20 protein-coding genes are annotated in these 19045 nt (G+C 48.1%); 6 read left to right on the top strand and 14 right to left on the bottom strand.

Going from position 1 to position 19045, the window contains the following annotated elements:
* Positions 1–6: 6 nt before the first annotated feature.
* Positions 7–1386, bottom strand: coding sequence for an MFS transporter (locus tag GFC06_RS17520; protein WP_047498907.1), 1380 nt, complete (start codon positions 1384–1386; stop codon positions 7–9).
* 27 nt (positions 1387–1413) lie between these two features.
* Positions 1414–2490: a zinc-binding dehydrogenase gene (locus GFC06_RS17525; protein WP_016152819.1), complete on the bottom strand. Its 1077-nt coding sequence runs from the start codon at positions 2488–2490 to the stop codon at positions 1414–1416.
* Between the two features lie 294 nt (positions 2491–2784).
* Between GFC06_RS17525 and GFC06_RS17530 the strand changes: the two genes are divergently transcribed.
* Complete coding sequence (locus GFC06_RS17530) at positions 2785–4038, top strand: glycoside hydrolase family 18 protein (protein WP_153690438.1); 1254 nt, start codon at positions 2785–2787, stop codon at positions 4036–4038.
* Positions 4039–4131: 93 nt separating this feature from the next.
* Positions 4132–4476 carry an HNH nuclease YajD gene (gene yajD, locus GFC06_RS17535; RefSeq protein ID WP_003832478.1) on the top strand — a complete coding sequence of 115 codons (345 nt, stop codon included), beginning with the start codon at positions 4132–4134 and terminating at the stop codon, positions 4474–4476.
* 44 nt (positions 4477–4520) lie between these two features.
* On the opposite strand, the gene GFC06_RS17540 is transcribed toward yajD, so the two are convergent.
* Positions 4521–4796: a YeaC family protein gene (locus GFC06_RS17540; protein WP_047498910.1), complete on the bottom strand. Its 276-nt coding sequence runs from the start codon at positions 4794–4796 to the stop codon at positions 4521–4523.
* Between the two features lie 42 nt (positions 4797–4838).
* Positions 4839–5252 carry a peptide-methionine (R)-S-oxide reductase MsrB gene (gene msrB, locus GFC06_RS17545; RefSeq protein ID WP_049282061.1) on the bottom strand — a complete coding sequence of 138 codons (414 nt, stop codon included), beginning with the start codon at positions 5250–5252 and terminating at the stop codon, positions 4839–4841.
* Between the two features lie 341 nt (positions 5253–5593).
* Here msrB and gapA point away from each other — a divergent pair, with 341 nt between their 5' ends.
* Together gapA and GFC06_RS17555 are read left to right on the top strand one after the other, a co-directional pair.
* Positions 5594–6589 (top strand): glyceraldehyde-3-phosphate dehydrogenase, encoded by a 996-nt coding sequence (gapA, locus tag GFC06_RS17550; protein ID WP_003030697.1) that lies wholly within the window; start codon positions 5594–5596, stop codon positions 6587–6589.
* A 199-nt stretch (positions 6590–6788) separates the two neighbouring features.
* Positions 6789–7673, top strand: a complete 885-nt coding sequence (locus tag GFC06_RS17555) for a D-hexose-6-phosphate mutarotase (RefSeq protein WP_131348412.1) — start codon at positions 6789–6791, stop codon at positions 7671–7673.
* A 95-nt stretch (positions 7674–7768) separates the two neighbouring features.
* Here GFC06_RS17555 and GFC06_RS17560 read toward each other — a convergent pair whose 3' ends face one another.
* The 4 genes from GFC06_RS17560 to GFC06_RS17575 form a co-directional block, all read right to left on the bottom strand.
* Entirely contained in the window at positions 7769–8623 is an 855-nt protein-coding gene (locus GFC06_RS17560) for an aldo/keto reductase (protein ID WP_047498916.1), read from the bottom strand.
* 178 nt (positions 8624–8801) lie between these two features.
* Positions 8802–9155 carry a hypothetical protein gene (locus GFC06_RS17565; RefSeq protein ID WP_016156306.1) on the bottom strand — a complete coding sequence of 118 codons (354 nt, stop codon included), beginning with the start codon at positions 9153–9155 and terminating at the stop codon, positions 8802–8804.
* Between the two features lie 10 nt (positions 9156–9165).
* A complete protein-coding gene (locus GFC06_RS17570; protein WP_019076610.1) occupies positions 9166–9408 on the bottom strand; it encodes a hypothetical protein in 243 nt (80 codons plus the stop codon).
* 580 nt (positions 9409–9988) lie between these two features.
* Positions 9989–10735, bottom strand: coding sequence for a MipA/OmpV family protein (locus GFC06_RS17575; RefSeq protein WP_047498918.1), 747 nt, complete (start codon positions 10733–10735; stop codon positions 9989–9991).
* Positions 10736–11169: 434 nt separating this feature from the next.
* Between GFC06_RS17575 and yeaG the strand changes: the two genes are divergently transcribed.
* Positions 11170–13104 carry a protein kinase YeaG gene (gene yeaG / locus GFC06_RS17580; protein WP_047498919.1) on the top strand — a complete coding sequence of 645 codons (1935 nt, stop codon included), beginning with the start codon at positions 11170–11172 and terminating at the stop codon, positions 13102–13104.
* 123 nt (positions 13105–13227) lie between these two features.
* Positions 13228–14511 carry a YeaH/YhbH family protein gene (locus GFC06_RS17585; RefSeq protein WP_047498921.1) on the top strand — a complete coding sequence of 428 codons (1284 nt, stop codon included), beginning with the start codon at positions 13228–13230 and terminating at the stop codon, positions 14509–14511.
* Positions 14512–14573: 62 nt separating this feature from the next.
* Here the strand turns inward: GFC06_RS17585 and GFC06_RS17590 are convergent, their stop codons facing one another.
* The 6 genes from GFC06_RS17590 to GFC06_RS17615 all read right to left on the bottom strand — a co-directional run bounded on the left by GFC06_RS17590 (position 14574) and on the right by GFC06_RS17615 (position 19039).
* Positions 14574–15830, bottom strand: a complete 1257-nt coding sequence (locus GFC06_RS17590; RefSeq protein ID WP_080756015.1) for a fimbrial protein — start codon at positions 15828–15830, stop codon at positions 14574–14576.
* On the bottom strand, positions 15823–16428 hold the full coding sequence (locus tag GFC06_RS17595) for a fimbrial protein (RefSeq protein ID WP_047498925.1): 606 nt from the start codon (positions 16426–16428) through the stop codon (positions 15823–15825). Before GFC06_RS17595 ends, GFC06_RS17590 begins: the two co-directional genes overlap by 8 nt.
* A 74-nt stretch (positions 16429–16502) precedes the next feature.
* Complete coding sequence (locus tag GFC06_RS17600; RefSeq protein WP_153690439.1) at positions 16503–17117, bottom strand: fimbrial protein; 615 nt, start codon at positions 17115–17117, stop codon at positions 16503–16505.
* A 16-nt stretch (positions 17118–17133) separates the two neighbouring features.
* Positions 17134–17700 carry a hypothetical protein gene (locus tag GFC06_RS17605; protein WP_153690440.1) on the bottom strand — a complete coding sequence of 189 codons (567 nt, stop codon included), beginning with the start codon at positions 17698–17700 and terminating at the stop codon, positions 17134–17136.
* Between the two features lie 145 nt (positions 17701–17845).
* On the bottom strand, positions 17846–18457 hold the full coding sequence (locus GFC06_RS17610) for a fimbrial protein (protein ID WP_153690441.1): 612 nt from the start codon (positions 18455–18457) through the stop codon (positions 17846–17848).
* 15 nt (positions 18458–18472) lie between these two features.
* Entirely contained in the window at positions 18473–19039 is a 567-nt protein-coding gene (locus tag GFC06_RS17615) for a hypothetical protein (RefSeq protein ID WP_153690442.1), read from the bottom strand.
* Positions 19040–19045: the final 6 nt, after the last annotated feature.

The raw sequence follows: 19045 nt of genomic DNA on the forward strand, positions 1-19045 counted from the left end.
TCAATATTATTTGCTGGTAACTGCATCAATCCCGAGACTTTCGACAGAGACGCCTTTGGTTTCAATTCCGATGGTAGCAATGGCAATGGCGACAATAATGGAGACCGCACCTAGCAGTACAAACACCCCTGTCACGCCGTAACCATTAAGTAATACTGCGACTGCATAAGGTGCGGCGATACCACTGACACGCCCGACAGCGTTGGCCAGTCCCGAACCGCGAAGTTTCGCTTCGGTCGGCCATATTTCCGGAACGTATACAGCGGAGGCATAACAAACATACATATAAACAAAAGTAATCAGGAAAAAACCGATTAATGTAATTAGCAGCATACTGGTTTGCAGCGAATAGATATAACCCAGAACAGCAATTAACACTAATAACCCCACCCCCATTGTTTTTCTCGGAATTTTATCCATTACCAGCATGGCGATAAAAATCCCAAATGGCGCACCGAACATGCTCATGGTATTTAAGACAATGGAGTCTTTCAGATTAATACCCTGGGTCATAAATATTGTCGGTAGCCAGTTAATTAAGGTGTACTGAACGACGTTCATGGCAATCAAAACAAAAGAACCCAAAATAACCCGCTTCAGCAATACACCTGTTAATAAAGCGGAGTACGGTACAGAACGAGGTTGTTTGCCATCATCCTTTATCACGACTGGCGGAAGAGGCTTACCGGTCTGTCGAATGACACCTTCTTCAATTGCCCGCATCACCTTTTCGGCTTCCTGGTAGCGCCCGCGAGACTCCAGCCAGCGAGGCGACTCAGGGAAACTGCGCCAGGCAATAACAGTTGCTATGAGCGACAGCACCGCAGGAATCAACAGCTGTACGCGCCAGTTCCATTCCGCGCTGATAAGTGGCGTCAGCCCCATCGCGATCAGTGAACAGAGCGGATAAGACCAGTTGCCGATAAACGAGACCCGACTCGACCAGGTGCCACGATTTCTGCCAGGCATATATTCGGTAAACCCGGCAAATAAGGTGACCAGCAGCGCGCCTAATCCAACTCCCATCACAAAACGACAGGCGATCAGGAAGGTCATATTGGGTGAAAACGCACCAACGATCATAGAAATAATATGAATCGCTTCATACAGAATAAATGCATTTTTACGCCCGATCTTATCGCCAATAATTCCCCCACCAAGCGCACCGAGAAACATTCCAGCCGTCGTAATGGCAGAGAATGTGGCGGTGGTGGAATTATCAGTCCAGCCAAGTTCTTTTAATTGCGCGAGAATTAATCCGCCGACGGCATTACTCCAGCAAACCAGTAATCCGAAGGCAACCATGGCAAACATAGACGTATGCCAGCGACAGTCAGGCAGCCTGTCCAACCTCGCGCCGCAGTGTGGTTTTGCTATCTGTTCCATCCGGGAACCTTCCTTTAATAAATGGGGTTATTCATCAAAGTCGTAGGTCATGATGACCTTAATCGCGGTCTTATCGACCATCGCGTCAAAACCTTCTCGCCATTGCGATAAGCCGATACGGTGAGTGATCATCGGTTTGACTTTTATCGCACCGCTAGCGAGCAGGCGAATAGCATTGCGCCAGGAAGTGGAATCGTAGGCCATATGACCAATGATGCTTTTATTCCACGCAGTGATGTCGTTAATAGAAAAATCGAGAGGTTTGAAGCCCATCCCCACGCGGACGACTTCACCGTTAGGACGCAGCATTTCGATAGATTGTTTCAGGGCAATATTGGCACCAGAACATTCGATGACCAGTCCCAGATTGTCTTTCCCGCAGATCTCCTGACAACGTGCGACCACATCTTCGGTTGAACCGTTGACGACAGCCGTGGCCCCCATTTCTTTGGCTATCGGGAAACGTACCGCGACATCGTCTTCCAGCCCGACCATCACGATATTAACGGCCCCCATAATGCGCGCCATTTGTACCGAAAAAAGTCCCAGCGGGCCGGTACCAAAAACCACCACATCCTGACCCGGAAGAAATTTGGATTGCTGGGCGATAGATTTGTAGGCATTGCAGATGGGATCGAGTACAGCCGCCTCTTCATAATCAACGCCTGTTGGGATTTCCCACAGCGCATGACGGTGAATTTTGAGGATCTCCCCAGGGACCAGACAGTATTTCGAAAACCCCCCTCCCCAGGTATTGTTATCCAGACCTAAATTCACCTTTTCTGTACAACAAAGAAAATCACCTTGTTCGCAAGACGGACAAACGCCGCAGACGTGCCCGCTGTTGTCAGAAACCACTCGCTGACCGACTTTCCAGTCCTTAACCTTATCGCCAACCTGCACAATTTGGCCGGCAAATTCGTGACCACGAATCGAATTGAACTGGTCGGACCCACTGTCGACATTGTAGTGTTTCATGTCCGCGCCGCAGATAGCTGCCGCCTTGATTTCAATCACTACGTCATCCGGGCCGCATATCGGTTCCGGGACATCAATCATCTTGTAGCCGCCAAAGCTCTTGCCAAATCTTGCCAGTGCTTTCATTGAATTTTCCTTTGTGTTTAGTTTTGCATCACCTGGCATCATACTTATCCATATAATTTTTGAGGTCAACACAAAATCTTTAAAACACAGATTATGATCTGCATTTCACAACTTAGATCACAAATAAGTGCCAAAATGAATTGAAAGCCAAAGACACAGCAGCCGCTTGGTTAAAATGACGTGAACACCTTCGCATTTTTCCTGTTATGAAACTGTTAACCTGCAGGTGCTGTTTTTTTCGCCACGCCATTTCCGTGGCGTGTTTGCTTGTTTAAATGTCAAAGAGGAACACCGATGAAACTATTGCCTTTGTTGGCAGCATTACCCCTGCTTTGCGCCAGCGTTGTTTCCGCCAGTTCACTGATGTCAGTTGGCTACTTCAATGGTGGCGGCGACGTCACTGCCGGTCCTGGTGGCGACATCAATAAACTGGATGTTCGTCAGATAACCCATCTCAACTATTCGTTTGGCCTTGTCTACAACAACGAAAAAGACGAGACCAATGACGCCTTAAAAGACGCCAGTAAGCTGCATCAGATTTGGCTTTCACCGAAAGTGCAGGATGATTTACTGAAAATTCCACAGCTGCGTAAACAGAATCCGAACCTGAAAGTATTGCTTTCCGTCGGTGGTTGGGGGGCACGTGGATTCTCAGGCGCGGCGGCAACGAAAGAATCGCGCGCGGTGTTTATTCAGTCTGCTCAGGAGATAATTGCGAAATATGGCCTTGATGGCATCGACCTCGACTGGGAATATCCGGTCAACGGCGCCTGGGGACTGGTCGAAAGTCAACCGGCCGACCGAGCTAACTTTACCGCACTGTTAAAAGAGCTCCGCGCCGCATTGGGGCATAAAAAACTACTGACTATCGCCGTGGGCGCAAATGCGGAAAGCCCGAAAAGCTGGGTGGATGTGAAAGCCATTGCGCCATCGCTCGACTACATAACCCTGATGACCTATGACATGGCTTACGGTACGCAGTATTTCAACTCGAACCTGTACGATTCGACACAATGGCCGACAGTCGCCGCGGCGGATAAGTACAGCGCTGATTTTGTGGTCAACAACTATCTTGCTGCCGGTCTAAAAGCGAGTCAGATGAACCTGGGCATTGGCTTTTATGGTCGCGTACCGAAACGCGCTGTTGAGCCAGGCATTGACTGGAGCAAACCTGACGCACAGAAAAACCCTGTTACCCAGCCCTATTTCGGGCCCGCGCAAATTGAATTGTTCAAATCACTGGGCGTCGATCTGAGCAAAGATACCTATGTGAAGTACAACGACATTGTGGCGAAATTGATCAACGATCCGCAAAAGCGCTTTAGCCAGCATTGGGATGATGAAGCAAAAGTGCCGTGGCTGTCAGTGCAGTCTGTGGAGGGAAAAGCGCTCTTTGCCCTCTCTTATGAAAACCCGCGCTCGGTAGCGATCAAGGCTGACTACATCAAGAGCAAGGGGCTGGGAGGCGCCATGTTCTGGGAATACGGTGCGGATGACCAAAACCAGTTGGCGAAGCAGTTAGCCGATTCGTTAGGCATCAAACACTGATCCCAACGCCTGACACAATAGGTTATGATTATCGCATTCTGCTGCGCCAGCTTTTGGCGCAGCTTTTCATTTTCTACTGGAGGCATGAGCTTTATGGCTTTTATCCCTAAAAATTACGCCCGTCTAGAAGTCGGTTACCGGGAAAAGGCGCTTAAACTCTTCCCCTGGGTCTGCGGACGTTGTTCCCGTGAGTTCGTGTATTCAAATTTGCGTGAATTGACGGTACACCATATCGATCACGATCACTCCAATAACCCGGAAGATGGTAGCAACTGGGAAATGTTGTGCCTGTACTGCCACGATCACGAACATTCCAAATATACGGAAGCGGACCAGTATGGTTCAACGGTGGTTGCAGGCGAAGATGCGCAGAAAGCGGTGGGCGAAGCGAAATATAATCCGTTCGCCGATCTGAAGGCGATGATGAACAAGAAATAACTTCAACTGCGGGCCCGACATAGATGTTTGCCGGGCCTGAGTAATCAGGATTTAAACGTCGCAATGGGTTCGGGCGTAATACCAAACTCCACTTTCAACTGCTGCTTACTCTTCATCACCATCTCACCATTGGTATCAATCGTCATATGCTGCGCGTCAATATTGTTTCGCGCCTGCCACAGCATCACCAGTTGTAAGCAGTTCTCTTTTTGTTCTACCGTTAGCGCCACGCCATCCGGCCATTTTCCGAGTTCAACGGCAGTTGATAAGCGCTGATAAACTTCCGGCGTCATGCTGTTGATCATCTCATCAAGATTCATGTTAAATCCACTCTCCGTAGAATAATTTGCTGAATCGTTTCTTCAGCCTTTGGTCTGCTCACCGTTTTCACCATCGGTGAAGTTCAAAGAGGCTGAGTTAACGCAGTAACGTTCACCGGTAGGTTGCGGACCATCCGGGAAAACGTGCCCCAGATGCGCATCACAGTTACCACAGCGGATTTCAATGCGCTGCATACCGTGTGAAGTATCTTTAATGTAACGGATAGACTCTGCGCTGACAGGCTCGTAAAAGCTAGGCCAGCCGCAGCCAGAGTCATATTTTGTCTCGGAACGAAATAGCGGTTTGTCGCAGACCAAACAGTGGTAGATGCCGTCACGCTTGTTGTGCAGCAAACGCCCGGTAAATGGTGGTTCTGTCCCGTGATTCTGCGTCACGTAGAACTGCATTTCGGTTAAATTTTTTTTTAGTTCTTCTGGAGAAGGTTGATTAGCCATTTGCTCACATCTCGCTTTATCTAAACTCACATCGCGAGACAGATTCTAACAAAACATTAACACCAGAGTGCGAACTTTTGTTCTAAACTTGATCCGTGCGAAATGGCAGCCTGCAATTCGTGATCACAATCACATTTTTATCTTGATTGCCCTTTAAAATTCGGGCCGCCGACCCCATGTGGTTTCAAGCCCAAAGGAAGAGTGAGGCGAGTCAGTTGCGCAAAGCTTAAGCAGCAGATTGATTTGTCGCAATGATTGACACGATTCCGCTTGACGCTGCGTAAGGTTTTTGTAATTTTACAGGCAACCTTTTATTCACTAACAAATAGCTGGTGGAATATATGACTATCAAAGTAGGTATCAACGGTTTTGGCCGTATCGGTCGCATTGTTTTCCGTGCTGCTCAAGAACGCTCTGACATCGAGATCGTTGCAATCAACGACCTGTTAGACGCTGACTACATGGCTTACATGCTGAAATATGACTCCACTCACGGCCGTTTCAACGGTACCGTTGAAGTGAAAGACGGTCATCTGATCGTGAACGGTAAAAAAATCCGTGTTACCGCTGAACGTGATCCGGCTAACCTGAAATGGGACGAAGTTGGTGTTGACGTAGTAGCTGAAGCTACTGGCCTGTTCCTGACAGATGAAACCGCTCGTAAGCACATCACTGCTGGCGCGAAAAAAGTGGTTCTGACTGGTCCGTCCAAAGATAACACTCCGATGTTTGTTAAAGGCGCTAACTTTGACAAATACGAAGGTCAGGACATCGTTTCTAACGCTTCCTGCACCACTAACTGCCTGGCTCCGCTGGCTAAAGTTATCAACGACAACTTCGGCATCATCGAAGGTCTGATGACTACTGTTCACGCGACCACCGCTACTCAGAAAACCGTTGATGGCCCGTCTCACAAAGACTGGCGCGGCGGCCGCGGCGCATCCCAGAACATCATCCCGTCCTCTACCGGTGCTGCTAAAGCTGTAGGTAAAGTACTGCCAGAACTGAACGGCAAACTGACTGGTATGGCGTTCCGCGTTCCTACCCCGAACGTATCTGTTGTTGACCTGACCGTTCGTCTGGAAAAAGCTGCTTCTTACGAAGAAATTAAGAAAGCAATCAAAGCTGCTTCCGAAGGCCCGATGAAAGGCGTTCTGGGTTACACCGAAGACGACGTAGTATCTACCGATTTCAACGGTGAAGTTTGCACTTCCGTGTTCGATGCTAAAGCTGGTATCGCACTGAACGACAACTTCGTGAAACTGGTATCCTGGTACGACAACGAAACCGGCTACTCCAACAAAGTTCTGGACCTGATTGCTCACATCTCCAAATAAGTTGAGATGAAACAGTAATCTGTAAGAGCGACTCAGGTCGCTCTTTTTTTTGCCTGAAGATACCCGTCATACTTCAAGTTACCGGTGTGTTGGCAATGCTCTCTCACCCGAATCACTTACTTCTGTAAGCTCATCGGGATCGTTCACTTGCCGCCGTCCTGCAACTCGAATTATTTAGGGTAAAAAAAAGGATTGCATAATGATTAATAAAATTTTTGCACTTCCGGTAATCGAACAAATTACCCCGGTCCTCTCCCGCCGCCAGCTTGATGAACTTGAGATTCTTGTGGTCGATCATCCACAGGTTAAAGCATCTTTCGCACTGCAGGGCGCACATCTTCTTTCCTGGAAACCCAACGGCGAAGAGGAAGTCCTGTGGCTAAGTAACAATACCCCGTTTAAAACCGGCGTAGCGCTGCGTGGCGGCGTACCAATTTGCTGGCCGTGGTTTGGTCCGGCTGCTCAGCAGGGCCTGCCTTCTCATGGTTTTGCCCGCAACCTGCCATGGACGCTGAAAGCGCACAACGAAGACGACAATGGCGTGGCGCTAACGTTTGAATTGCAAAGCAACGCTGAAACGCGTCAGCTATGGCCGCACGAGTTCTGCCTGCTGGCCCGTTTCAAAGTAGGTGCCACCTGTGAAATGGAACTGGAAGCCCACGGTGAATTTGAAACCACCTCTGCGCTGCATACCTATTTCAACGTCGGTGACATTGCGGCAGTAAAAGTCAGTGGACTTGGCGATCGCCTGATCGACAAAGTGAATGATGCTAAAGAAGATGTGCTGGCTGATGGTATCCAGACCTTCCCGGACCGCACCGATCGTGTCTATCTGAATCCGCAAGCGTGCAGCGTTATCCATGATGATGCGCTCAACCGCAATATCGACGTCGTCCATCATCACCATCTGAATGTCGTGGGCTGGAACCCGGGTCCGGCGCTGTCCGTTAGCATGGGCGACATGCCGGATGACGGCTATAAAACGTTTGTTTGCGTAGAGACGGCTTACGCGACCGCGCCGCAGAAAACCCGCGAAGAAAAACCATCACGCCTGGCACAAACTATCCGCGTTGCTAAACGCTAAAATTGTGTCTGTAGCCTGACGGAGCTTGCGCCTTATCCGGCCTACCAAACATTGCGTTGGCCGGATAAGAAGCGTGAGCATCGCCATTCGGCAAATCAGGCCATATCCAGCGCCGTTTTACCCTTTGGCGCTGGATATGCCTTATCTAACTGCTTCAGCTCATCAACTGAGAGCGTTATCTCCAGCGCGGCGGCATTTTGTTCGACATGCGCTACGCTTGCCGCTTTTGGAATCGCCATCACGCCCGGCAGACGAATCACCCATGCCAGCAAAATCTGCGCAGCACTAACATTGTGCGCGTGCGCGATGTCGTTCACCACAGAGTGAGAAAGCAAGTCACCGCGCAATCGCCCCGCCTGAGCCAACGGACTGTAAGCCATGACCGGCATCTGCTGCTGCTGGCACCACGGCAGTAAATCATATTCAATACCGCGCGATGCTAAATGATAAAGCACTTGGTTAGTGGCACATTCCCGCCCACCCGTGACTTGCCATAACGCCTGCATGTCATCGTAATCGAGATTAGAGACGCCCCAGCGGCGGATTTTCCCCTGCGCAATGAGTGCTTCCATGGCATCAACGGTCTCAGCAAATGAAAAACTGCCCGTCCAGTGGAGCAAATAGAGATCCAGATAATCGGTTTTTAGTCGACGCAGGCTCGCTTCACAGGCGGCAATGGCTTTCTGACCACCGGCATTCCAGGGGTATACTTTCGAGACTAAAAAAGCGCTATCACGACGCCCGGTTAATGCTTCACCCACTACCTCTTCCGCTGCACCATCTGCATACATTTCGGCGGTATCGATCAGCCGCAGACCGAGATCGAGACCAGCCCGCAGCGCTGAAACCTCTTCCCGGCGTCGGCCAGGATCCTCGCCCATGTACCATGTTCCCTGCCCAATAGCAGGCAGCGATACCTGCTTTGTAAACATCACCTGTTTCGCTGTCATCGCACCCTCCTGTGTTAATGCACCACAGTAAAGCAAAACAACTGGCATGTGTCCTGTTAGGGTGCACAAATTGCACCTTCTAAGATTGGAAGTTGACCGCTATGGCAACGGCAATAAAAAACCCGGGAACAAACAATGCGCCCGGGCCAAATGACAGAAAATCTAAACTGCACTGCGGTTATTTTAAGCGACCTAAATATTTCCCCTCTTTCATCGCGTTAATTTTCCCGTTTTTATAGACGATGACGGAAATCAAGCCCGCGCTATAAGACTGAGCGTCTGCATTGTTCTCATCATTTGCCGCAGCTTTGCCATTAATATAAGCAATACCATCAGCGCCACGTTTAAAGTCTACGCCCAGTTTATTCACATGTACGGGTGTGATTTTACTGGCGTGCACCGGAGCATTAGCATCGCTGACCATCGTTTTATGTTCATGCTGTAACTGCTGACGGTAAGCCTCGCTGATGGCATAGGCTGGTGCAGCAGCAGATGTTGCGACCAGTGCAGCGATAATTATTAATTTCTTCATAAGTTACACCTTAATAATTATTGTGTTTGTGGTGATGACTGGAATTAGTATCATTTGAGTTATATACGTTTTGCGCGTTCTCCATAGCTTGTTTTTCAGCTACGGCATTGATTGTCGCCTGACGGTTTTGCTCAGCGATATAGCAGGCATCGCGGCTCACGCCCTTGCTTTCGCAAGCACTCATGCGTGAAGCCTCGGTGGAACATCCCGTCAGAATCCCACCCATCACTGCTATCATGATTAACTTTTTCATTATCTCTACCAGGTTTATTCGCAAGAAAACCACATGACATTTAATATCTGAGCCATGCAGCGTTACTGTCTTTACTTATTAAGTTGGAGTAATATCTGCAATCGTTTATTTAATGTCAATTTTAATTTTTTCAGATAAATACCTAAAAGATGTAAAATAAAAATTAACTTAATGAGTTTCTTTTTTTCAAATGAAAGTTAACTTTCATCGTTACATAAAAAATAATAAAATAGTTATCTTGCTATTTTTAGTGGCGAGAGTTTCACGATGAAGTTATACCGTGATTATAAAATAGAATATTATCAATATATTGCATAACCAGAAATCACTCTCCCAGAACAATGATTCGTGAAACTGTACAGATACTCTTCCATTCACAAACGAATAGATTTCAGTCTCATCAAACAACAGGTTTAATTTTGGTAATTGCGGCAGGAAAAATACGTTAACTATTTGTTGCGGCCGATGTAATGCCAAAACAGCACAAAAAATCAAATCACATGTTTTGGATCAATATTCATCTCTGATATGCACAAAAAAGCCCGCATCTCTGCGGGCTAGTGTTTGACACGCAGTGGCATCAGAACTTGTAGGTAACACCCGTTGAAATCAGACCCGTCCAGGATTTGTCCACCATCGGGCTGTCTGTCACTTCATCAGACAGGCGGGTATAACGCGCAGTACCGTATACGCTCCAGTTGCCCAGGAAGTTATAGTTTGCGCTGAGCTCCAGATACGGGTTCCAGGAGCTTTCAGGATCGTAGCTACGCAAGCCGCTACGGGCAGATTCATGGCGTGAAACACCATAATAGTATTCATTCTGGTTTTCACTGTTCCACTCGACACCAATCCCCGGAGTCAACGTCAAACCGCCATTGGTATAGCGGTATAACCACGCCAGATCCCATACAATACCATTGCTGTTATCCAGCGTGTCCCCTGCAAGGCTGGTACGCAGGAAACCGTATTGCGTGTTGTGAATGTAAGAAAGGCCAGCCATCATGGTGCTCTTACGTTTATCCAGACTACGCAGACGGTTGTCGTCGCTGTCACCCGGTTTGAAGTACATTGGCGACCAATAGGCCATCACCGACAGCTTATCGATATCGTCATTCCACAGGTAGTAACCACCGCCCAGACCACGGAACCAGAAGTTATCGCTTTCATAACTCACAACCGGGACCGGGTAAACGTCACTGTCGTAATCTTTGTAAGGGTGCTCAACCACACCAACGCCTGCGCCCAGCGTCAGGTTGCTCTCTGCCTGTGCGACGTTAGCGGAAGTGGCAATAAGCACGCTAAGTGCCAGAAGTTTGAGTTTGGTCACAGTCAATAATTCCTTATTTAAATGTGTAGCGGTCAAAGTTTAACCGTTAATACGCTTCAGCCCAACTATTTTACGGATTCACCCCAGAATGTAACCCCCTAATTTCTCAGCGAGTGATGACATTTTGCTTGCAGGACAGTGAACACTGCATGAATCCTGCCCCATTTATTTACAAAAGATGTGCTTTTTTTGCTGATGAGTTATTGATATGCCATTGAAATTCATTTGCGCACACAGGCAAGTTTTGCAAATGCCATCTACGCTTAATTTTAGAAGGTGTATCACCGAATACGTTGATCTCCTGACCACCACAATGGCATGAGAGTTGCTTATTTCTTCAGCAGCGACGTCGTTCAGTTTACCTCTTCAGGGGCCTCTACTATTCATATGAACGGCTCTTAACATGTGCTAAAAAAACGAAAGGACGGCATACCATGAATATATTCGATCACTATCGCCAGCGTTATGAAGCTGCCAAGGACGAAGAGTTCACGCTGCAGGAGTTTCTTACCACTTGTCGGCAAGATCGCAGCGCTTATGCCAATGCGGCAGAGCGGCTATTAATGGCTATTGGTGAGCCTGTCATGGTCGACACTGCCCACGAACCTCGTCTTTCTCGACTCTTTTCGAATCGGGTGATCGCACGATACCCCGCTTTTGAAGAGTTTTATGGCATGGAAGAGGCCATTGAGCAGATTGTTTCTTATTTGAAGCATGCGGCTCAGGGTCTGGAAGAGAAGAAGCAGATTCTGTATCTGCTGGGGCCTGTGGGAGGGGGGAAATCATCTCTTGCTGAGCGGCTGAAGTCGCTGATGCAGCGAGTACCGATTTATGTCCTGAGCGCCAACGGCGAGCGTAGCCCGGTAAACGATCATCCGTTATGCCTGTTTAACCCACAGGAAGACGCGCAGATCCTGGAAAAAGAGTATGGGATCCCGCGTCGTTATCTCGGTACGATCATGTCGCCCTGGGCTGCAAAACGTCTGCATGATTTTGGCGGGGACATTACAAAATTCCGCGTTGTCAAAGTCTGGCCGTCTATTCTGGAGCAGATCGCTATCGCCAAAACGGAACCTGGTGATGAAAACAACCAGGATATCTCTGCGCTGGTCGGGAAAGTGGATATTCGTAAACTCGAACACCACGCCCAGAACGATCCTGATGCCTACGGTTATTCGGGCGCACTGTGCCGCTCAAACCAGGGGATTATGGAGTTCGTTGAGATGTTTAAAGCACCGATTAAAGTGCTGCATCCTCTGCTGACCGCAACCCAGGAAGGAAACTACAACGGGACAGAAGGTATCTCTGCCCTGCCGTTTAACGGAATTATTCTTGCCCACTCGAACGAGTCCGAATGGGTGACGTTCCGTAATAATAAAAACAATGAGGCGTTCCTTGACCGTGTTTACATCGTCAAAGTGCCTTATTGCCTGCGGATCTCCGAAGAGATCAAAATTTACGAAAAACTGCTTAACCACAGTGAGCTGACCCATGCGCCTTGCGCACCGGGCACGCTGGAAACGCTCTCTCGCTTTACCATTCTTTCTCGCCTGAAAGAACCTGAGAACTCGAGCATTTACTCGAAGATGCGCGTTTACGATGGGGAAAGCCTGAAAGATACCGATCCAAAAGCGAAGTCCTATCAAGAGTATCGGGATTACGCCGGGGTCGATGAGGGAATGAACGGTCTTTCGACGCGTTTCGCGTTTAAGATCCTCTCACGCGTGTTTAACTTTGACCACGCCGAAGTGGCAGCTAACCCGGTGCATCTGTTCTACGTACTGGAGCAGCAAATCGAGCGCGAACAGTTCCCGCAGGATCTGGCAGAACGTTATCTTGAGTTCCTGAAAGGCTATCTGATCCCGAAATATGCTGAGTTCATTGGCAAAGAGATCCAGACGGCTTATCTCGAATCCTATTCCGAATATGGACAAAACATTTTCGACCGTTATGTCACTTATGCGGATTTCTGGATTCAGGATCAGGAATATCGCGACCCGGATACCGGTCAGCTGTTTGACCGCGAGTCGTTGAACTCAGAACTGGAGAAAATTGAGAAACCGGCGGGTATCAGTAACCCCAAAGATTTCCGTAACGAGATCGTCAACTTTGTTCTGCGTGCCAGAGCGAATAACAGCGGTCGCAATCCAAACTGGACCAGTTACGAAAAACTGCGCACGGTCATTGAGAAGAAAATGTTCTCCAATACCGAGGAGCTGCTGCCGGTCATTTCGTTCAACGCAAAAACCTCAACTGACGAGCAGAAAAAACACGACGATTTTGTCGACCGGATGATGGAAAAAGGCTACACGCGTAAACAGGTGCGTTTACTGTGCGAATGGTATTTGCGCGTACGTAAATCGTCTTAAAATAAGTGCCCGGAGGCGCATACGCTTGCCGGGCCGACAATACACATCCGTAGGCCGGATATGCTCAGCGCATCCGGCGTTACTGATGTAGCATAAAGTTGGCAAATGCAGTACGGGGGGCTTATGACCTGGTTTATTGACCGGCGTCTTAACGGCAAAAACAAGAGCACGGTAAACCGCCAGCGCTTCTTACGCCGTTATAAATCGCAAATTAAACAGTCGATCTCCGAGGCCATTAACAAGCGTTCGGTGACTGATGTGGATAGCGGCGAATCTGTCTCTATTCCGACTGATGATATTAGCGAACCGATGTTCCATCAGGGGCGTGGCGGCTTGCGCCATCGCGTGCATCCGGGTAACGACCATTTTGTGCAGAACGACCGCATTGAACGCCCGCAGGGCGGCGGCGGTGGTTCAGGAAGCGGACAAGGCCAGGCCAGCCAGGATGGCGAGGGTCAGGATGAGTTCGTCTTCCAGATCTCTAAAGATGAATATCTCGATCTGTTGTTCGAAGATTTAGCACTTCCTAACCTGAAGCAGAATCAGCAGCGTCAGTTAACGGAGTACAAAACGCACCGGGCAGGTTTCACCTCTAACGGCGTGCCGGCCAACATCAGCGTGGTGCGCTCCCTGCAAAACTCACTGGCGCGCCGCACAGCGATGACGGCAGGTAAGCGTCGCGAATTGCATGCGCTCGAAGCGGATCTGGAAACCATCGCGAAAAGTGAACCAGCGCAGTTGCTGGAAGAGGAACGGTTACGCAAAGAGATTGCCGAACTACGGGCAAAAATCGAACGCGTGCCGTTTATCGACACCTTTGATTTACGCTACAAGAATTATGAAAAACGGCCCGATCCTTCCAGCCAGGCAGTGATGTTCTGTCTGATGGACGTCTCCGGTTCAATGGATCAGTCGACCAAAGATATGGCCAAGCGTTTTTATATCTTGCTGTATCTGTTCTTGAGTCGGACCTACAAAAACGTGGAAGTGGTTTATATTCGCCACCATACCCAGGCGAAAGAGGTGGATGAGCACGAGTTCTTCTACTCTCAGGAAACCGGGGGAACCATTGTCTCCAGCGCGCTGAAGTTAATGGATGAAGTGGTAAAAGACCGTTACGACCCAGCCCAGTGGAACATCTATGCCGCACAGGCTTCGGACGGTGATAACTGGGCGGATGATTCCCCGTTGTGTCATGAGATTCTGGCGAAAAAACTGCTGCCGATGGTGCGATATTATAGCTATATCGAAATCACCCGCCGCGCGCACCAGACCTTGTGGCGTGAATACGAACATCTGCAATCAACGTTTGAAAACTTTGCGATGCAGCATATCCGCGACCAGGATGATATTTATCCGGTATTCCGTGAGCTTTTTCACAAACAGGGCGCGTCAGTGAAAGATTAACTGAATCAGCACCATCCTGATAAACGACAATCCCAGCAGACGCTGGGATTGTCAGAATTCACTCAGGGAACTTCAAAGGTTACGGTAGCCGTCGCGTTAAAATCGCCACCACCAGATGGCTTGGTATCTGTCGTCATCGTCGGGTAGGCATAAAACGTCGCCATTGCCTTATTGCCAATGACCTCTGCTCCTTGCAAATTATCACCACCTAGCTTAACAGGCGTATTTCCTGAAGAATCGCTGGTGATTTTCACCCCCACCCCATCAATGGTGTTCCCATTGCTGGGTTTCGCGACCAGCACGCCATCCAGCCCTGAACCACTGCTGGCTGAGGTCGGTGAAATTGACCATTTCATCGCACCGTAGGTATCGCCAATGTCTCGTTTACAGGAAAATGTCAGGACTGTGGGTTTTGGCGTATACCCCGATGGTTTTCCCCCTTTCGTCGTAAACGTCGAACTGACGATGTTACCCAGAGGCACTTCCAGAACGACGGGACCATTACTAATTTGGCAGGACTGATCCATCCTCAAAGTACCCGATAAAAAAAAGTGAAAATAGTCATAGCCTTGGCTACCAACAACACTTTTCGAATAATCGCGGGCAGCGGACCAGCTATCAGTTGAATACGCTGAATGGATCTTGCCCCTGGCAATCTCTATACCGGTGAACGTTATATCATTGGTCGGTATTTTAGGCATATAAAAATAGATCGTACCATTACGCCCGGAAACTGTACCATTTTGATTGATATCAATAGTAAGACTACAAGTATAAGGATCTTCTGTATTGGTCCACGTGTTTACACAATCGGAGTAACTACTCATGGTCTGTATCTCCGTCACTGAGTTATTATGTTCCAGATAGGGTACAAAATAGTAACTCATGGCGTCTGCTGTATTGTCGTAGATACCTTGTCTAATAGCGACATAGAGAGGAATGTTACTCCCTACGTCTGTACTTACCTTATAATATTTAATACCGCCAAACGTTGTGGTACTGGACGTGTCTACTGCACTTGTGAAATCAACTTTAAAAACCTGAGGGCCGAAAATATTCAACGTATTAGTTTTGTTCGGAAATCTCCAATTCATAGCACCTGAAGGGGAACTAAATTCTGTCTGCTCGGCCAGCGAGCCGACAGTGCCGGTAAAAAGCTTATCCACCTGCATGGTGTAGTTAACATTTGGCACTCCCCCATTTAGGGTTGCAGAGGCTGTTACCGCAGAGGCATTTTCTGAAACAATATATAAACAGACTGCGGGTATCAGTAAAGAATAGTGACAACTACGTAGTTTTGATCTAATCAACTTAATCATAAAATGCACTCACTAGCAATGTGGCTGTCACCTGCCCGGCGGTGATTGCGGTTCCCGCTTGCATATATCTGACATAATAATCACGCGGTGTCGCCAACGGAGCCTGAGGGGTAATCGGATACGTCAGAAGACGACTCTGACCCGTATTATCTAACACGTTCTGATTATCCCGCTGGTCAAATACCGCAAATCCCACGCCGTTATCAATACGTTGACCAGAACCGTCGACGGCCTGATTGGTAAATATGCCGGGCGCGGCTTTACCATTACTCGCCAACGCATCGAAGCTAATGCGAATGTTCGACGCGGTTATCGGAGACAATATACAGTTTTCAACTATCAACGAAAAATTTTTACTCAGGGAAGAGAGCCGTTGTTCTGAAAATTCCCCTACACCGATGGGTGATAAAAACAATACATCACTATTGAAACGGACATCGCAGGTTGTTTGAATTAGTTCACCGCCAAAATTTAAGCCATACCCACTACCGTCAGCAATAATACCGTCCGCCGCGACAGCATTCCCAGGCATAAAGTAAGGTGTCATCAGAAAGGCTAATGAAATAATTCCCTTTCTTTTCATTATCAACTCACTCACGGTAAACGCTCCAGAATATTCATATCAGATTAAAAAGCGCACGGCATACACGCTACCGCGCGCTTTTATCGGTATTACTCGTAAGCAATATTTACATAAGCAGATGCGCTAAGATCTTTACCCGCACTGTTGGTATTGACAGCGGCAGAAGTGTTAAGCAGTGCGTTTTTAGTCACTACCATTTTGGCATACAGCGGTAATTTATAGGTTTCACCTGTCTTGGTCAGGTTGGCAAGCTCGAAATATTCTAATTCGCCAGCTTTCATGCTAATGGCTTCAAGATTCGATGTTGTTGTTTGATCTTTGAAAATGGCAAAACCAAGGCCAGATAATGCATTAGCATTAAGCGGATCCACGAAAGACGCCGCGGTACCGTTAAAACCATACCCTGAAAGTGCTGTACCGACAAAATCTAGTGAAACACGGGTAATACCGCCACCACAACCCGTCAATTGTATGGACACATCTTTTACCGGAGCTGCTGTAATAACAGTATTGTCTGCTTTGCCCACAATATCGGATGCGTTGATGTTACCAAAAGCAATATCTGTCCCCCCCGCCATACCGGTAAATGCAGCACTACAGGTTGGCTGGGTCAGCGTTCCTTTGAACGTTAAATCAACAGTTGCATCTGCTGCCAGAGCAGAAAGCGGTGCGCAAAACAGAACCGCAGAGATAATTTTTTTCATTGTAAGCGTCCCTTTCTTACTGATAAGTAATATTTACAACAGCGGTGGAGTTCAGAGAACCTGAAACCATGTTGCTATACGCTGCAACGGTCGGCACGATAGTGGACTTAATATAAACACTCCGTTGTGGCGCAAATTTATCTGTGCCAGTATTCACCGTTTGGTTATCTGCCTGCATCGGATAATAGGTCCCCGTTGAATCGTCTTTCACCTCGGTCTTGAACGCCACACCTGTCGCACCACCGGTGGCAGGGATAACCCATTTACCTTTATAGGCACCAGCGGCAATATCAGTAGTACTGGTGGAACTCAAAGAAAGGGTCATGTTGTTTACAGCGACACAGTTATTCAGTTTGAATGACTGCTCAATATTCCTTGTCCCGGCAAATGCCACAACAGGCGTCACCTCGCCAAAATCATATACCAGCCCTTCAGTCCCCGTACTCAGGGTACAGGTACCACGATTAATATGGGTGCTTGCCGTAAAGTCGACTCGTTCAGCCAGTGCGGAACCACTCAGCATCACTGCGCACAGCAAACCTGAAATAAGTGCGGCTTTCCTACCCGCCAAATGCTTATTCATAATCATTCCTTTTTAATTTTAGAGAGTTTTTTACTCTCAAATAATTTGGCAGAAAATATCCTGCCCCTCATACGACAAGAGTGTTATAAGGCGAACACCCGCGCCGCATTTGAAAGAGTGTGTTGCACAACCCCGCTAGCGGGTATTAGTCATAAACAATATTTGCGTAAACATCTGCTTTAAGATCTTTTCCCGCACTGTTGGTATTAACAGCGGCAGAAGTGTTAAGCAGTGAGTTTTTAGTCACTACCATTTTGGCATACAGCGGCCAGGTATAAACTTCGCCCGTTTTGGCCAGGGTCGCCAGTGACAAAACGGTCGGTTCACCTGCTTTATCCGCACTAACGTAAACCGCATCATCAGTCGAGGTAGAGTCGGCATTTTTGAGTAATGCGACCCCCAGACCTGACTCTCTATCACTGGTATCACGGAAATTTACCGCTTTACGGACAAAGCCATAACCTGAAGTGGATGCACCAACAAAATTGACTTTAATATTAGTGATACTATTACAGCCAGAGAACTTCAGAGAGACGTTTTTGACTGGCGCAGCTGGAACAATCGTCCCTTCCGCTTTCCCCACGATATCAGATGCATTGAGGCTGCCAAACGCAATATCCACACCACTAGAACCAGTAAAAGAAGCCGTACAGGTTGGTGCGGTCAGTGTTCCTTTAAAGGTTAAATCAACCGTTGCATCAGCCGCCAGAGCGGAAAGCGGTGCGCAAAGTAACATTGCAGAAATAAGTTTTTTCATTGGTCGCCGCTCCCCTTACAGATAAGTAATATTTAAAACAGCGGCAGAGCTCAGAGAGCCTGAAACCATAGCCGAATACGCGCTAACTGTCGGAACGATAGTTGTTTTGATATAAACGCTCCACTGTGGTGAAAATTTTTGCTCGCCAGTATCCAGCGTGTTGTTATCAGCCTGCAGCGAATAATATGTCCCCGTTGCACCATTTTTTACTTCGGTCTTAAACGCCACACCTGTCGCGCCACCGGTAGCCGGTGCAACCCATTTCCCCTGATAAGTCCCGGAGGCGATATTGACCGTACTGGAAGAACTCAGAGAAACGGATATGTTGTTGACAGCAACACAGTTTTGCAGATTAAATGACTGCTCAATGTTCCTTGTCCCGGCAAATGCCACAACAGGTGTCACCTCGCCAAAATCATATACCAGCCCTTCAGTCCCTGAACTCAGGGTACAGGTACCACGATTAATGTGGGTACTTGCAGTAAAGTCGACTCGTTCAGCCAGTGCAGAACCACTCAGCATCACCGCACACAGGGAACCCGTAATGAATACTGATTTCCCTTTTAATTTGAATTTATTCACTAAAAA

Origin of the sequence: Citrobacter braakii, assembly GCF_009648935.1 — a bacterium.
In the GTDB taxonomy this organism is placed as follows: Bacteria; Pseudomonadota; Gammaproteobacteria; order Enterobacterales; family Enterobacteriaceae; genus Citrobacter; species Citrobacter braakii.

Bases quoted from the DNA above. Each gene is read 5' to 3' on its own strand.
- GFC06_RS17520 (WP_047498907.1), bottom strand. From the start codon at position 1,386: ATGGAACAGATAGCAAAACCACACTGCGGCGCGAGGTTGGACAGGCTG.
- GFC06_RS17525 (WP_016152819.1), bottom strand. From the start codon at position 2,490: ATGAAAGCACTGGCAAGATTTGGCAAGAGCTTTGGCGGCTACAAGATG.
- GFC06_RS17530 (WP_153690438.1), top strand. From the start codon at position 2,785: ATGAAACTATTGCCTTTGTTGGCAGCATTACCCCTGCTTTGCGCCAGC.
- yajD (WP_003832478.1), top strand. From the start codon at position 4,132: ATGGCTTTTATCCCTAAAAATTACGCCCGTCTAGAAGTCGGTTACCGG.
- GFC06_RS17540 (WP_047498910.1), bottom strand. From the start codon at position 4,796: ATGAATCTTGATGAGATGATCAACAGCATGACGCCGGAAGTTTATCAG.
- msrB (WP_049282061.1), bottom strand. From the start codon at position 5,252: ATGGCTAATCAACCTTCTCCAGAAGAACTAAAAAAAAATTTAACCGAA.
- gapA (WP_003030697.1), top strand. From the start codon at position 5,594: ATGACTATCAAAGTAGGTATCAACGGTTTTGGCCGTATCGGTCGCATT.
- GFC06_RS17555 (WP_131348412.1), top strand. From the start codon at position 6,789: ATGATTAATAAAATTTTTGCACTTCCGGTAATCGAACAAATTACCCCG.
- GFC06_RS17560 (WP_047498916.1), bottom strand. From the start codon at position 8,623: ATGACAGCGAAACAGGTGATGTTTACAAAGCAGGTATCGCTGCCTGCT.
- GFC06_RS17565 (WP_016156306.1), bottom strand. From the start codon at position 9,155: ATGAAGAAATTAATAATTATCGCTGCACTGGTCGCAACATCTGCTGCT.
- GFC06_RS17570 (WP_019076610.1), bottom strand. From the start codon at position 9,408: ATGAAAAAGTTAATCATGATAGCAGTGATGGGTGGGATTCTGACGGGA.
- yeaG (WP_047498919.1), top strand. From the start codon at position 11,170: ATGAATATATTCGATCACTATCGCCAGCGTTATGAAGCTGCCAAGGAC.
- GFC06_RS17585 (WP_047498921.1), top strand. From the start codon at position 13,228: ATGACCTGGTTTATTGACCGGCGTCTTAACGGCAAAAACAAGAGCACG.
- GFC06_RS17590 (WP_080756015.1), bottom strand. From the start codon at position 15,830: ATGATTAAGTTGATTAGATCAAAACTACGTAGTTGTCACTATTCTTTA.
- GFC06_RS17600 (WP_153690439.1), bottom strand. From the start codon at position 17,117: ATGAAAAAAATTATCTCTGCGGTTCTGTTTTGCGCACCGCTTTCTGCT.
- GFC06_RS17605 (WP_153690440.1), bottom strand. From the start codon at position 17,700: ATGAATAAGCATTTGGCGGGTAGGAAAGCCGCACTTATTTCAGGTTTG.
- GFC06_RS17610 (WP_153690441.1), bottom strand. From the start codon at position 18,457: ATGAAAAAACTTATTTCTGCAATGTTACTTTGCGCACCGCTTTCCGCT.